The organism is Stenotrophomonas sp. STEN063, from assembly GCF_056854515.1.
In genome coordinates this window covers 1-13,981 of record NZ_JBXFWF010000035.1, presented here as the reverse complement: position 1 = coordinate 13,981, position 13,981 = coordinate 1, and the positions used below count along the sequence as shown (strand labels likewise).

Annotated in this window: 13 protein-coding genes; 4 read left to right on the top strand and 9 right to left on the bottom strand. The window is 65.0% G+C overall.

What is annotated here, in order from left to right:
• Positions 1 to 154 precede the first annotated feature (154 nt).
• A complete protein-coding gene (locus tag AC1VWL_RS11010; RefSeq protein ID WP_282269672.1) occupies positions 155 to 1,450 on the bottom strand; it encodes an acetyl-CoA C-acetyltransferase in 1,296 nt (431 codons plus the stop codon).
• A gap of 90 nt (positions 1,451 to 1,540) precedes the next feature.
• Between AC1VWL_RS11010 and AC1VWL_RS11005 the strand changes: the two genes are divergently transcribed.
• Positions 1,541 to 2,428, top strand: coding sequence for a hypothetical protein (locus AC1VWL_RS11005; protein ID WP_296248492.1), 888 nt, complete (start codon positions 1,541 to 1,543; stop codon positions 2,426 to 2,428).
• A 432-nt stretch (positions 2,429 to 2,860) separates the two neighbouring features.
• Here AC1VWL_RS11005 and AC1VWL_RS11000 read toward each other — a convergent pair whose 3' ends face one another.
• Genes AC1VWL_RS11000 through AC1VWL_RS10980 form a run of 5 tightly spaced genes read right to left on the bottom strand, consistent with a single transcriptional unit; the run spans position 2,861 to position 7,407 of the window.
• Positions 2,861 to 3,475, bottom strand: a complete 615-nt coding sequence (locus tag AC1VWL_RS11000; protein WP_481533919.1) for a superoxide dismutase family protein — start codon at positions 3,473 to 3,475, stop codon at positions 2,861 to 2,863.
• 55 nt (positions 3,476 to 3,530) lie between these two features.
• On the bottom strand, positions 3,531 to 4,103 hold the full coding sequence (locus AC1VWL_RS10995; protein ID WP_481533920.1) for a superoxide dismutase family protein: 573 nt from the start codon (positions 4,101 to 4,103) through the stop codon (positions 3,531 to 3,533).
• 41 nt (positions 4,104 to 4,144) lie between these two features.
• Positions 4,145 to 5,593, bottom strand: a complete 1,449-nt coding sequence (gene ntrC, locus AC1VWL_RS10990) for a nitrogen regulation protein NR(I) (RefSeq protein ID WP_482986707.1) — start codon at positions 5,591 to 5,593, stop codon at positions 4,145 to 4,147.
• Positions 5,586 to 6,641 carry a two-component system sensor histidine kinase NtrB gene (locus AC1VWL_RS10985; RefSeq protein WP_296248484.1) on the bottom strand — a complete coding sequence of 352 codons (1,056 nt, stop codon included), beginning with the start codon at positions 6,639 to 6,641 and terminating at the stop codon, positions 5,586 to 5,588. The genes ntrC and AC1VWL_RS10985 overlap by 8 nt, the downstream gene beginning before the upstream one ends.
• A 28-nt stretch (positions 6,642 to 6,669) precedes the next feature.
• Positions 6,670 to 7,407 carry an N-acetylmuramoyl-L-alanine amidase gene (locus tag AC1VWL_RS10980; RefSeq protein ID WP_482986706.1) on the bottom strand — a complete coding sequence of 246 codons (738 nt, stop codon included), beginning with the start codon at positions 7,405 to 7,407 and terminating at the stop codon, positions 6,670 to 6,672.
• Positions 7,408 to 7,650: 243 nt separating this feature from the next.
• Here AC1VWL_RS10980 and AC1VWL_RS10975 point away from each other — a divergent pair, with 243 nt between their 5' ends.
• Positions 7,651 to 7,869 carry a DUF6500 family protein gene (locus AC1VWL_RS10975; RefSeq protein ID WP_482986705.1) on the top strand — a complete coding sequence of 73 codons (219 nt, stop codon included), beginning with the start codon at positions 7,651 to 7,653 and terminating at the stop codon, positions 7,867 to 7,869.
• A gap of 253 nt (positions 7,870 to 8,122) precedes the next feature.
• On the opposite strand, the gene AC1VWL_RS10970 is transcribed toward AC1VWL_RS10975, so the two are convergent.
• The 3 genes from AC1VWL_RS10970 to glnA form a co-directional block, all read right to left on the bottom strand.
• A complete protein-coding gene (locus tag AC1VWL_RS10970; protein ID WP_482986704.1) occupies positions 8,123 to 9,547 on the bottom strand; it encodes an ammonium transporter in 1,425 nt (474 codons plus the stop codon).
• 90 nt (positions 9,548 to 9,637) lie between these two features.
• Complete coding sequence (locus AC1VWL_RS10965) at positions 9,638 to 9,976, bottom strand: P-II family nitrogen regulator (RefSeq protein ID WP_057627937.1); 339 nt, start codon at positions 9,974 to 9,976, stop codon at positions 9,638 to 9,640.
• A gap of 379 nt (positions 9,977 to 10,355) precedes the next feature.
• Positions 10,356 to 11,765, bottom strand: coding sequence for a type I glutamate--ammonia ligase (glnA, locus tag AC1VWL_RS10960; RefSeq protein WP_481533925.1), 1,410 nt, complete (start codon positions 11,763 to 11,765; stop codon positions 10,356 to 10,358).
• A 212-nt stretch (positions 11,766 to 11,977) separates the two neighbouring features.
• Here glnA and AC1VWL_RS10955 point away from each other — a divergent pair, with 212 nt between their 5' ends.
• Positions 11,978 to 12,772, top strand: coding sequence for an undecaprenyl-diphosphate phosphatase (locus AC1VWL_RS10955; RefSeq protein WP_296252737.1), 795 nt, complete (start codon positions 11,978 to 11,980; stop codon positions 12,770 to 12,772).
• Between the two features lie 83 nt (positions 12,773 to 12,855).
• Positions 12,856 to 13,680 (top strand): DUF4377 domain-containing protein, encoded by an 825-nt coding sequence (locus tag AC1VWL_RS10950; protein WP_482986703.1) that lies wholly within the window; start codon positions 12,856 to 12,858, stop codon positions 13,678 to 13,680.
• The last annotated feature ends 301 nt before the right edge of the window (positions 13,681 to 13,981 follow it).

Here is a 13,981-nt window from a genome sequence, read left to right as displayed (position 1 = left end):
CCCCATCCTTTGGTAGGCAGACATTGTAGTGCCGACCCATGGTCGGCAAGGAGCATTACCGGCAACGCCACTGCTGTAGTGCCGACCCATGGTCGGCAGGGGGCATTACCGGTAAGGCCTCTGCCGAGCATGGCTCGGCACTACAAACGGCGCATCAGCGCTCGACGATGGCGACCACGCCCATGCCGCCGGCGGTGCAGATCGACACCAGTGCACGACCGCCGCCGCGGGCAGCCAGCTCCTTGGCCACGGTGCCGATGATGCGGGCACCGGTCGCGGCGAACGGGTGGCCGGTGGCCAGCGACGAACCCAGCGGGTTGATCTTGGCCGGGTCGATACGACCGAGCGCTGCATCCAGGCCCAGGCGGTTGCGGCAGTAATCCTCGCTTTCCCACGCGCTCAGCGTGCACAGCACCTGCGCGGCGAAGGCTTCGTGGATTTCATAGATATCGAAATCCTGCAGGGTCAGGCCATTGCGCTTGAGCATTTCCGGCACGGCGGTGGTCGGCGCCATCAGCAGGCCTTCGCCATGCACGAAGTCCACCGCCGAAACCTGCGAATCACGCAGATAGGCCAGCGGCTCGTGGCCGTGTGCACGCGCCCACTCCTCGCTGGCCAGCAGCACCGCCGCGGCGCCATCGGTCAACGGGGTGGAGTTGGCGGCGGTCAGGGTGCCGCGGCCAGAGGCCTTGTCGAAGGCCGGCTTCAAGGTGGCCAGCTTTTCCAGCGAGGTATCCGGGCGCAGGATGTTGTCGCGCTCGACGCCGCGGAACGGCGCGATCAGGTCACTGAAGAAACCGCGCTCGTAAGCGGCAGCCAGCTTCTTGTGCGAAGACACCGCCCATTCGTCCTGCGCTTCACGCGAGATGTTCCATTCCTTGGCCATGTCCTCGCAGTGGTCGCCCATGCTCTTGCCGGTGCGCGGCTCGGCCACGCCCGGGAACTCGGGCTTGAGTTCGGAGAACTTGAAACCCTTGAGCAGGGTGCGGATCTTGTCGCCGGTGCTCTTGGCACGGTTGGCGGCCAGCAGGCGCGCGCGCAGCTTCTTGCCGTAGACGATCGGCACGTCGGAGGTGGTGTCCGAACCACCGCCGATGCCGGATTCGATCTGCCCCAGGGCGATCTTGTTGGCGACGGTGATGATGCTGTCCAGCGAGGTACCACAGGCACGTTGCAGGGTGATGCCCGGGGTCAGCGGTGACAAGCCGGACGACAGCGCGGCCTCGCGGCCGAGGTTCCAGTCGCTGGGATGCTTGATCACCGCGCCCATCGCTACTTCGCCCAACTGCTGGCCGTGCAGGCCGAACCGTTCAACAAGCGCCCCAAGCGTACGGACCGACATGCCAAGGTTGCCAACGTCCGAATAAGCGGTGTTCTGACGGCAGAACGGGATGCGGACACCACCGAGGATGGCGACGGGTCGAGCGCTGGGCATGCGGGTACCTGACATGGGAAAGAGTGTTCAAAGTGGCCTGCACGCGATAGCAGGCATAATGGTGTTGAGTGTAGCTTCGAGGCCGTGATGGGCCAACCGCGAATCATGAGCAATTCAAACCCCGACGTGAACGCCCTTGGCGTAGTGGCATTGGAACTGGCTGGCGGCGAGCAGCCCGGCAAGGCTGCCCTGGGCTCCGAGCAGGCCGGTGAGCTGGCTGCGCTGATCGGCCGTGACCTGACCAAGCTGGTACCGCAGGTCAGCGAACTGGACCTGGTTTTCGCCGCCGCGCATTTCGACCCGGCCGAAGTCCTGCGTCCCGGCCTGCCCATTCATCGGCGTCTGGAAGAGCTGCAGATGCGCGCCCCCGGCCGCAACCACGGCGCGCGCTTGTTGGCGTTTGGTGCCGATGCCAATGGCGAGATCCCGCTGCCGCTGCAGGCCGATCCCGCGCTGACCGGCGGTGCGCTGCGGCTGCTGCCGTTCGTGCTGGCTGGCGGTGAAGCAGCCGTGCGCCATGAAGTGCGCGATGCGCTGGAAGACGTGCTGCTGGCCAATGGCATGGCACAGCCGGACACCGCGCTGCTGGCACAGAACAGCTTCGCTGCACAGATCGAACACGCGCGCTATTTCACCGTCAACGACCTGGCCGCGATGATGGCCATGCAATATGACAACCAGGGCCTCGCGGATCTGTGGCCAATACTGGAGACGGCGATGTTTGCGCCGAACGAAGAACAGTGGCTGGAGGCCTCACCCGAGCCGTTGCTGCGTTACGTCGGCGGCGAAGTGCGGATGGCCTTGTTCGATCCGGCCGGTTGGTGCGCGCATTACGCGCAGGACAAGAACGACTGCGATCGTCTGCAGCGTGTGTACGAGCAGTACATGATGCGCCAGCGGCAGATGGCCGCCGTGTTGGAAGCGCATGGCATCGACGTGCTGTATGTGCACGTGAATGCCGGGCAGGATGCGAAGGCCCTGCTGGCGCATTGAGTGTGCGCTGGTGAATGCAGAAAAGGCCGCGTAAGCGGCCTTTTCTGTTTTGAAGCGGGGTCAAGCAGGGGCAACAGCAACAGCACCCCTCCCCAACCCTGCGCGTTGCGCAAGGGAGGGAGCAGTGCATGCAGCAAGTTGATGCTCGCCGCGACCGGCCCCCTCCCTTTGCCGAAGGCAAGGGGAGGGTTGGGGAGGGGTGCTGTTGCTGTTGCTGTTGCTGTTGCCTTTTGTCTTGCCTCGGTCTTCCGACCGGAAAGCTCAGCGGCTGGTCAATCTGATCGCTCTGAGTGGAGAGCAGGTGCGAAGGTGAAGGTGAAGGCCAAAGCCACAGCCGAAGCTAAAGCTAAAGCTAAAGCCAAAGCACCCCTCCCCAACCCTCCCCTTCGCTGCGCGAAAGGGAGGGGGTCAATCACTGCACCTTGGGGTCAATCACTGCACCTTGGCGATCACCGCGCACGCCAGGCGTGCACCTGCATTGCCGGTCGGCTGGGTCTTGTAGTCGTCCGGGTCGGCGTGGACGATCAGGCCGCGGCCGACGATGTCGAAGCCATCGCCAACACCGACGTTGACGTTGCTCGCCACCGGGCCATCGATATGCGCGTTGCCCTGCGCGTCGGCCTTGATGTTGGGCATGTCGCCACCGTGATGCATGGCGGTGCTGATGCTGCCGTGCTCGCTGCTGCCCGGGTTGAAGTGGCCGCCTGCGCTGGTGCCATCCGGTGCACTGCAATCGCCCTTCTCGTGGATGTGGAAGCCGTGCTCGCTGTCCGGCTTCAAGCCGGTGATGTCGCCGCTGGCGCGCAGCTGGCCGTCGACCAGGCTGAAGTTGATGGTGCCGGCGACCGTGCTGTCCTTGGTCGGCTGCAACTGTGCGGTGGCGATCGGCTTGGCCATTTCCGGCGGTGCGGCCGGGTCGGCAACTGGCGTGGTGGCCGCTTCAGCGGCGACGGTCTCAGCCGGTGCGGCATCGGGCTCTGCGCCCTTGTTGCAGGCGGTGAGGGCCAGGGCGCTGGCGAGGAACAGGCTGGTGTGGATCAGTCGCATTGGTTGACTCCCTTGCTGGTCTGGATCGAATCCGGATTGGAATTGCAGGTGGCGCTCAACGCACCACACGAATCACCGCACAGGCGACACGCGCACCTGCATTGCCGGCCGGTTGGCTGCGGTAATCATCGGCTGACGCATGTACCACCAGTGCGCGCCCAGCGACATCGTTTGCAGCACCACCGCCGAGGGTAACGCCGCGAAGATGAACGTCCACGTTCGCCACGCCTTTGGCATCGGCCTGCAGGTTGTCCATGTCGCCGGCATGATGCGCACCGCCAGCGGCGCGGCCGTGCTGCTGCATGCCCGGGTTGAAGTGGCCGCCGGCGCTGCTGGCATCCACCGCGCTGCAATCGCCTTTCTCATGCACATGGAAGGCGGCCTGCTGGCCGCGCGGCAAGCCACCGATCACACCGGTGATATGCACGCCGCCCGCTTCCGGCACCAGTGCGAGACGGCCACTGACCAGACTGGCCGAGGCCGGTGCGAGATTCGCTTCGGCCATCCTGGCGGTGCTGACCGTTGCCACCGGCGGCGGCGCCTCCGGCTTGGGTGCGGGCGTCGATCCGCAGGCGCTGAGCAGCAGCGCTGCAGCGACGGCGGCGGTAATGGGTAGCAGGATGCGCATCGATATCTCCTTGCAACAGATCAGGCGGGCCGGTGCCATGTTCAACTGCCGCGACGGCGGCCAGGCCCAAGTTTGCGGGTAACGGTGTTACGGCCAAGTCCGAGCCGGGTCGCGGCATCGGCACGGTGGCCATCGGTGAAATCCAGTGCCACTTCCAGCAGCACGTTGTCCAGGCGCTCACGCGCCTCGGCATGCAGGCCACTGGCGCCTTCGGCCAAACGCTGCCTGGCCCATGCCGCCAAGGCCTTGTCCCAGTGCTGCGGCGCCACCGCGGCAGTGCTGCCGGTGGCACGCCCGCCGCGGTTCAAGGCGGCCTGTACATCATCGGCCGATACCGTATCGGCGACAGCCAATGCCGCCAGGCGCCAGCAGACGTTCTCCAGCTCGCGGACGTTGCCCGGCCAGTGGTGCTCGCGCAGCGCTTTCACCGCAGCAACCGACAGACGCTTGGGCGGCATGTCGAGTCGCCGCGCGGCATTGGCCAGGAAGTTCTCGGCCAGCTGCGGCACATCGCCCAGACGCTCACGCAGTGGCGGCAGTAGCAACCGCACCATGTCCAGCCGGTGCAACAGGTCGGCACGGAAGCGCCCTTGTTCGACCAGCGTTTCCAGGTCCTGGTGGGTGGCTGCAACCACGCGCACGTCGACGCGGATCAGCTCGCGGCCACCAACGCGGAAGAACTCGCCTTCGGCCAGCACGCGCAGCAATCGCGTCTGCAGCGCCAGCGGCATGTCGCCGATTTCATCGAGGAACAGGGTGCCGCCGTCAGCCTGCTCGAAGCGGCCGATGTGGCGCTTGGTCGCGCCGGTGAAGGCGCCTGCTTCGTGACCGAACAGTTCGCTTTCCAGCAGCTCGGCCGGGATCGCAGCGGTGTTCAACGCTACGAACGGGCCTTTTGCGCGCGGTGACTCGCGATGCAGGGCGTTGGCCACCAACTCCTTGCCGGTGCCGGTCTCGCCATTGATCAGCACCGACAGCGGCGCCTGCGCGAGACGGCCGATGGCGCGGAACAGCGCGCGCATGGCGGGGGTGTCACCGATCAGCTGCGGTGGGCCTTCTTCCTTCTGCGCTGCCGCAGGCGGCAGTGCCACCGGCTGCGGCAGCTCTTCGGCTTCGGGCAGCGCGCGCCGCGCCAGCTCCACCGCATCGTCCAGATCGAAGGGCTTGGACAGGAATTCATGCGCACCACCACGGAACGCGCCAGCGGTGCTCGCCACGTCGGTATAGGCCGACATCACGATTACCGGCAACTGCGGATGCGCGGTCTTGAGCTTGTCCAGCAATACCAGTCCATCGTCACCGGGCATGCGCACATCGGTGAACAGCAGATCCGGCACCGGCTGCCGCGCCATCGCACTCAGCGCCGCGGCAGCGCTATCGAAACCTTCCACCGTGTAACCGGCGTCGCGCAAGGCGGTGGTCAGGACGAAACGCACCGAGCGATCGTCATCGACGACCCAGACGGTCGCGGCCTGCGTGGACTTAGGCATCTGCCACCTCCGGCGCTTCCTCGGCGGCTGGCAATGGCAGCAGTACGGTGAATACGGTGTGGCCGGGGCGCGAGCGGTAGCTCAAGGTGCCGCGGTGTTCGCGTGCGACCTGCTGGGCCAGTGCCAGTCCGAGCCCGGTGCCTTCGGCGCGGCCACTGACCAGCGGCAGGAACAGGTGCTCGGCCAGTTCTTCCGGCACGCCACGGCCGTCATCGGCCACTTCCAGCCGCAGGGCAAGCGCATAGGGCTGCTCGGCGATGCGCAGACCGTGCTCGACGCGGGTGCGCAGGGTGACGCTGGTGGCGCCGGCCTGGATCGCGTTGCGGACCAGGTTCAACAAAGCCTGGGTGAGGCGGTCGCCATCGCCGGGGAACTCGGGAATGCTGGGATCGTAATCACGCAGCAGGCGCACCGACCAGCCGGCTTCGTTCTCGACCAGACGCAGCACGCGTTCCAGCGCGGCATGGATGTTCAGCGGCGCATGCGGGCGCTGTGGTGCCGGCGACAGCAGTTGCTCCAGCAGGGTATTGAGCCGTTCGATCTCGGCGCCGATCAATTCGATCAGTTCGCGCTCGTCGGCATCGCGCCCGCTCGCACGGCGAGCCAGCAGCTGCGCCGCGCCTTTCAGGCCGGCCAGCGGATTGCGCAGCTCATGGGCCAGGCCCTTCAAGGCCGCACTGAACGCGCCGGGCAAGACCTGCGCCGGGTCCGTGCCCTGGAACTCGTCCACCGGGTGCGCTTCCAGCAGCCAACCGCCCTGCTCCACGCCGCTCAGCCAGCCATCGGCGAAGCGCGGCGTCTCTCCCGGCAGGGCCAGGGTCAGCCGTGGCAGGCGGCTCATGTCAGTGGCTGGATTGGCCAGGCGCTGTGCCAGCACCTCGCCCTGCGCTTCCAGCGACACCAGCGGCTGGCCCAGCAGGCGCCGCACACTGACCCCCAGCCACCGGCAGAAGGCCGGATTGGCACCCTGGATGCGGCCGTCCGCGCCACACCAGACCAGTGGCGTGGCCAGCAACTCCGGAGTGGGCGAGAAATCGGCGTCGGTCATTGCACCAATATAGTGCAAAGCGGGCCGATCACTGCTTCTGCTGCAGCAGGGAATACAGGATACGGGCGTCCTCGGCGTCCAGCTCGGCCGGCAGGCTGTCGCTGCCACGGAAACGACGGTGGAAGGCACGCGCAGCGGCAGCGCGGTCGTCCAGCGCGTAACCGAAGGCCTGCATCGCCATCCAGCTGTCAAAACCGGCCGGCGCCGGGCCGTGCTTCGGGTCTGGCCACAGGCCGAAACCGGCTTCGGCCAGCTGCTGCCACGGGAAGTAACGGCTGGGGTCAGCTTTGCGGGTCGGGGCCAGGTCGGCGTGGCCGATGATCTGGCTGCGCGGGATGTTGTAGCGCTTGCAGAGATCGTCGAGCAGGCGCAGCAGGCTGGCGATCTGCGGCTGGGTGAACGGGCTGTCGCCGTTGTTGTCGATCTCGATGCCGATCGACGTCGAGTTGAGGTCGGTGAAGCCGCCCCAGCGGCCACCACCGGCATGCCAGGCGCGTTCGCCATCGGCCACCAGCTGGTAGAGCTCACCATCGCTGCCGACCAGGTAGTGCGAGCTGACCTTGCCGCCGCTGTTGGCGCTGCGCAGCGTGTCCAGGCTCTCCTGCACCGAGTCCTGCTCGGTGTGGTGCAGCACGATCAACACCGGCTGGCGATCGTTGTAGTTCGGCGACGGCACCCAGTGCGCGAGCGGATTGCGCTCCGGTGTGGAGGTACAGGCAGTCAGCGTGGCCAACAGGGCGAGCGGCAACAGCAGTTTGGTCTTCATATGGGCCATTGCACGTTGCCGGGCGTTGCTTTGCAAGTGCGCTCGGGCATGGAACGACAACGGGGCCGATGACGGCGGCGATGTGGCTTGCTTGCATTGGAGGGCCTGCTCAGGGAGTTGGGGAGCCGACGTGATGCCGGCATGAAACATGCGTTGCATGTTCAAAACGCTTTCCGCTGGGGGTGGCTGGCCGATGTGGCTAGGCTATGCAGATGGATGGTTCGTCGATCTGCTGGAGCGGCAATGCGTGATTCACTGAAACAGAAAATTGTTGCGGTCTGCGATGCAAAGGTTGCGGCGAAGGGGCCGTCGGTTGGGTTGTCGTTCTATGCGTTTTTTGCGAATCGGAATGATGATCCGGAACTGCTGATGGAAGCGGCTACGTGGTGGATCAAGATCCATCGCCTGGATCACTTCGAGAAGGCTGAGAAGGTGAAGGCGTTGGTGCTGGCAGAGGGATGACGCACACTGGGTTTCTTCGGTTTGATGCCGGCTGTGCGGTGATGCTGCTTCGCCGCCCCCTCTCCCGGAGGGAGAGGGGCTCTGCTTTTTGCGGGATGGCGTCCTGTAGTGCCGAGCCATGCTCGGCAGGGGCCTTCCCGGTAATGCCTCAAAGCTGCCCTCACCCCAACCCCTCTCCCGCACGCGGGAGAGGGGCTTGAAGCGACAAGCGGGAGAGGGGCTTTGATTTCTTTCTAGATCAGGGCTTAAGCGCTCAAGCCTCGTAGGCCGATTCGCCGTGGGTGGTGACGTCCAGGCCGGTGCGCTCTGCTTCTTCGCTGACGCGCAGGCCAACCAGGGCACGAACCACCAGCAGGATGACGGCGGTGACCACGGCCGACCACAGCACGGTGAAGCCGACGCTGACCACCTGCACCCACACCTGGTGGGCGATATCCAGATCGACCTTGGTGCCGCCCAGCGACTGCGCGCTGAACACGCCGGTGAGGATGGCGCCGACAATGCCGCCCACGCCATGCACGCCGAACACGTCGGCGGTGTCATCGGCCTTCAGCAGGCGCTTCAAGCCGGTAACACCCCAGACGCAGATGATGCCGGTGACAAAACCAATCACGATGGCGCCCATTGGACCAACGGTGCCGCAGGCCGGCGTTACACCGACCAGACCAGCCACCGCGCCCGAGGCTGCACCAAGCGCCGACGGATGGCCCTTGGTGACGGCTTCCACCAGCGTCCAGCCCAGCACGGCGGCGGCGGTTGCCAGCACGGTGTTGATGAAGGCCAGCGAGGCGACGGTGTCGGCAGCGGCGGCCGAGCCGGCGTTGAAGCCGAACCAGCCCACCCACAGCAGCATCGCGCCGATCCAGGTCAACGGCAGGTTGTGCGGCTTCAATGCGGTCTGGCCATAACCCAGGCGCTTGCCGACGAACCATGCGGCGACCAGGCCGGCAACACCGGCATTGATGTGCACCACGGTGCCACCGGCAAAATCGATCGCGCCCATTTCACCGAGATAGCCGCCGCCCCAGACGATGTGCGCCATCGGGATGTAGCTCAGGGTGAACCACAGCGCCGAGAACAGCAGCACCGCGCGGAACTTGATGCGCTCGGCGAAGGCGCCGACGATCAGTGCGGTGGTGATGCCGGCGAAGGTCGACTGGAAGGCAACGAACAGGAAGTCCGGCAGGCCTGCGATCGGCGTATTGCCCACCGAGTCAGGGGTGAAGCCCTTGAGGAAGGCGAATTCGGTGAAGGAACCGAAGAACTGGTTGCCCGCACTGAACACCGCGCTGTAGCCGTAAGCCACCCACAGGATCAGCACCAGCGAGAACACCACCAGTACCTGGCTGAGCACCGACAACACGTTCTTGGCACGCACCAGGCCGCCGTAGAACAGCGCAAGGCCGGGCACCACCATCATCAGCACCAGCAAGGTGGCGGTGAGCATCCACGCCACATCACCCTTGTCGAAGCTGGGTGCGGCGTCTGCTTCAGCAGCAGGTGCGGCTGCGGCCTCTGCCGGCGCGGCTGCCACTTCAGTGGCAGTAGCAGGCGGCGCCTGCGTGTCCTGTGCCCAGGCACTGCTGGAAAACATGCCCAGCAGCATCGCGGTGAGCATGAAAGACAGGCACAGGCCTCCGAGCCGGGCTTTCAACCCGGTGAAAAATTCCGTTCGCATTGTCGACTCCGGTTGTGGGGGTGGAACCTGCCAGCGACCTGTTGCCACCTGGCGGTCGCTGCCGCCGGAGGACGGGTCGGTAGCGGGCTCTTAAAGCGCGTCGGCGCCTGTTTCGCCGGTGCGGATACGCACCACTTGTTCAAGCGCGGTAACGAAGATCTTGCCGTCACCGATCTTGCCGGTGCCAGCTGCGCCCTGCAGGGCTTCGATCACCGCCTCGACGTTGTCGTCGGTGACGGCGGTTTCAATGCGGATCTTGGGGAGGAAATCGACGACGTATTCGGCGCCACGGTACAGCTCGGTGTGGCCTTTCTGCCGTCCAAAGCCCTTCACCTCGGTGACGGTGATGCCGGAAACGCCTGCGGCGCCCAAGGCTTCACGCACTTCGTCGAGCTTGAACGGACGGATGATCGCGGAGATTAATTTCATGCGCATGTCCCGATGTGGAGGAGACCGGCCTGCGGCTGCGGGCCGGCATCGTGTCTTCCACCGGCCGTTGTGCGGCCGCTGGCTGTTGCGCCGAACGCATCATGGGCCTGGCTGTTGCCGCCGGCATCGCTGCCGGCGACCGCAACCACGCGGGAGGGAGGAGTGGCCCATGCCGCGCGCTCGGATTCTCTTGCCCCTGCAGGTGTGTTGCTGGCTGCTGCTTCGCCTGTGTGCTCCCCAGCAACAAAGGCGGCGGCGATGGACGCAGATGGGAGGGGGAGGGTCCACGCCACCGCCGCCTAAAAACAGCTAGTAACTACACCTGGTGTTGCCGGCGGCCAGCGCGATGCGAGGGCCGCCGTTACATCAGTTTGTTGACTCAGCTTGCGTAGTACAGCTGGTATTCGAGCGGGTGGGTCGCTGCGCGGAACGCGGTGACTTCCTTCATCTTCAACGCGATGTAAGCGTCGATGAAGTCGTCGCTCATCACGCCGCCGGCCTTGAGGAACTCGCGGTCCTTGTCCAGCGCTTCCAGTGCCTGGTCCAGCGAGGAACAGACCTGCGGGATCAGCTTCTCTTCTTCCGGCGGCAGGTCGTACAGATCCTTGTCGCTCGGTGCGCCCGGGTCGATCTGGTTCTTGATGCCGTCCAGGCCGGCCATCATCAGCGCGGTGAAGGTCAGGTAGCCGGACTGGATCGGATCCGGGAAACGCATTTCGATACGGCGTGCCTTCGGGTTGGACACCCACGGAATGCGGCACGACGCCGAACGGTTGCGGGCCGAGTAGGCCAGCATCACCGGTGCCTCGAAGCCCGGGACCAGGCGCTTGTAGCTGTTGGTGCCGGAGTTGGCGAAGGCATTGATGGCACGGGCGTGCTTGAAGATGCCGCCGATGTACCACAGCGCCATCTGGCTCAGGCCGCCGTAACCGTCACCGGAGAACAGGTTGTTGCCACCCTTGGCCAGCGACTGGTGCACGTGCATGCCGCTGCCGTTGTCGCCGACCAGCGGCTTGGGCATGAAGGTGACGGTCTTGCCGTTGCGATGGGCAACGTTCTTGATGACGTGCTTCATGCGCTGCAGTTCGTCGGCCTTGGTCACCAGGGTGTTGAACTTGGCGCCGATCTCGCACTGGCCGGCATTGGCCACTTCGTGGTGGTGCACTTCGACTTCGATGCCGACCTTTTCCAGCACCTTGCACATCTCGGCGCGGATATCGTGCAGCGAGTCGGTCGGCGGCACCGGGAAGTAACCGCCCTTCACCGCAGGACGGTAGCCGGTGTTGGTGCCGTCGTAGCTCTTGCCGGTGTTCCAGGAGCCTTCCTCGGAGTTGATCTTGAAGAAGGTGTGGCCCATGTCGTTGGCGAACTGGACCGAATCGAAGATGAAGAATTCCGGTTCCGGGCCGAAGAAGGCCAGGTCGGCGATGCCCGAGGACTTCAGGTACGACTCGGCGCGCTTGGCGATGCCGCGCGGGCAGCGGCCGTAGCCCTGCATGGTGGCCGGGTCAAGCACGTCACAGGTCAGCACCAGGGTCGGGTCGGCGTAGAACGGGTCAACGTAGGCGCTGGCCGGGTCCGGCATCAGCACCATGTCCGACTCGGCGATGCCCTTCCAACCGGCGATCGAGCTGCCATCGAACATCTTGCCTTCTTCAAACAGCGACGGCTCGATGATCGATGCCGGGAAGGTCACGTGCTGCTCGATGCCACGCATGTCGACGAAACGCAGGTCGATGAACTCGATCTGGTTGTCCTTGATCAGCTTCTCAACGTTTTCCAGGGACATCGGGTGAAACCTCGGATGGATGAAGAATGTGTGTATTACAGCAAACGCCGTGCCAACTTTTGAAGCGATGTAAGTCGTTGTTTTGAATAGGCAATGGTTGCACTTGCACCTTTATGGTCGCACCACATTGGTGCTATGCATGCGTCACGCACCGTTCGGGTGCGAAAAGCGCAATGGACTATGCTGTGCCCGACTCCCCTCAATCCGCTTCCATGTCCGACCTGCTCTCCGCCCTGCTCCTTGGCATTCTCGAAGGCCTCACCGAATTCCTCCCGATCTCCAGCACCGGCCATCTGCTGATCGCCCAGCATTGGCTGGGTGAGCGCTCGGATTTCTTCAACATCGTCATCCAGGCCGGCGCCATCATCGCCGTCACCCTGGTGCTGCGGCAGCGGCTGTGGTCGCTGGCCACCGGCTTGAACCAGCGCGAGAACCGCGACTACGTGATGAAGCTGGGCGTGGCCTTCCTGGTCACCGCGCTGGTCGGCCTGCCGGTGCGCCTGGCTGGTTGGGAACTGCCCGAAACCGTTACCCCGGTGGCCTGGGCACTGGTCATCGGCGGCGTCTGGATGCTGGTCGCCGAGCGCTTTGCCGCACGCATGCCCGACAACGAAACGGTGACCTGGAAGGTGGCCATTGCCGTCGGCCTGGCGCAGGTGGTGGCCGGTGTGTTCCCCGGTACCTCGCGCTCGGCCGCGGCCATCTTCCTGGCCATGTTGCTGGGCCTGAGCCGGCGCTCGGCGGCAACCGAGTTCGTCTTCCTGGTCGGCATCCCGACCATGTTCGCCGCCAGCGCTTATGCGTTCCTGGAACTGGCCAAGGACGGCAAGCTTGGCAGCGAGAACTGGACCGACGTCGGCGTGGCCTTCGCCGCCGCCGTGGTCACCGGTTTCATTGTGGTCAAATGGCTGTTGAGCTATATCAAGCGTCATTCCTTCAGCGGCTTCGCCCTGTATCGGATCGCCTTGGGCATCGGCCTGCTGTTGTTTTTGCCTGCTGGAAACTGAATGCGTCACTGCGGAGTTGACCCCGGCGCCCACGCCGGCCCGTTTATCGCCCTGAATCTTTCCACGCTCCCAAGGAGTTCCAAATGAAGCGCATCCTCCTGTTGGCCCTGCCGTTCGCCCTGATGACCGCCTGCAGCAACCCGCCGGCCGCCAAGGACGCCACCGATCCGGCGGCCCCTGCTGCGACCGCAGCTGCCGCGACGCCTGCCGCTGCAACGGCGAACATCGACGCCAGCCAGCTCGGCGCCAACCACTGGCTGCTGGACAACGCCGTGGACGCCAGCGGCAAGCGCATCGACGGCCTGTTCGCACAGGCTGACAAGCCGCTGACCCTGGACTTCAAGGACAACCGCCTGTCGGTCAGCAACGCCTGCAACAACATCGGCGGCGGCTACACACTGGACGCCGGTGCACTGACCGTCGGCAACCTGATGTCCACCAACAAGGCCTGCCAGGGCCCGCTGATGGCGGTTGACGGCCTGATCAGCGAGCGCCTGCAGGGCAAGTTGACCGTGCGCGCACTGGATGCTTCGGCACTGACCCTGGTCACCGCTTCCGGCGATGTGCTGAGCTTCCGCGCCGAGCCGACCGCCGAGACCCGCTACGGTGGCCCGGGCGAGACGGTGTTCATGGAAGTGGAGCCGCAGACCAAGCCCTGCCCGCACCCGCTGATGAAGGACGCCACCTGCCTGCAGGTGCGCGAGGTGAAGTACAACGAGCAGGGCCTGGAGCAGGGCAAGCGCGGTGAGTTCACCAACTTCTACGGCAACATCGAGGGTTACACCCACGAGCCGGGCGTGCGCAACGTACTGCGCCTGAAGCGTTACGAGATCAAGAACCCGCCGGCTGATGCACCGTCGCAGGCCTATGTGCTGGACATGGTGGTGATGTCGGAAATGGCGAAGTAAGCCCGAAGGGCTTACGCAAACAGCAAGGGCGCCTGACGGCGCCCTTGCTGTTTTGTAGAGCCGAGCCATGCTCGGCTGGGGCAATACCGACAAAGCTTCACCTGTAGAGCCGAGCCATGCTCGGCTGGGGCATAACCGATAAAGCTTCACCTGTAGAGCCGAGCCATGCTCGGCTGGGGCATTACCGACAAAGCTTCATCTGTAGAGCCGAGCCATGCTCGGCTGGGGCAATACCGGGAATGTCCCTGCCCCGCATTGCTCGGCACTACAACCCCTCCCTTTGCCGCAGGCAAGGGGAGGG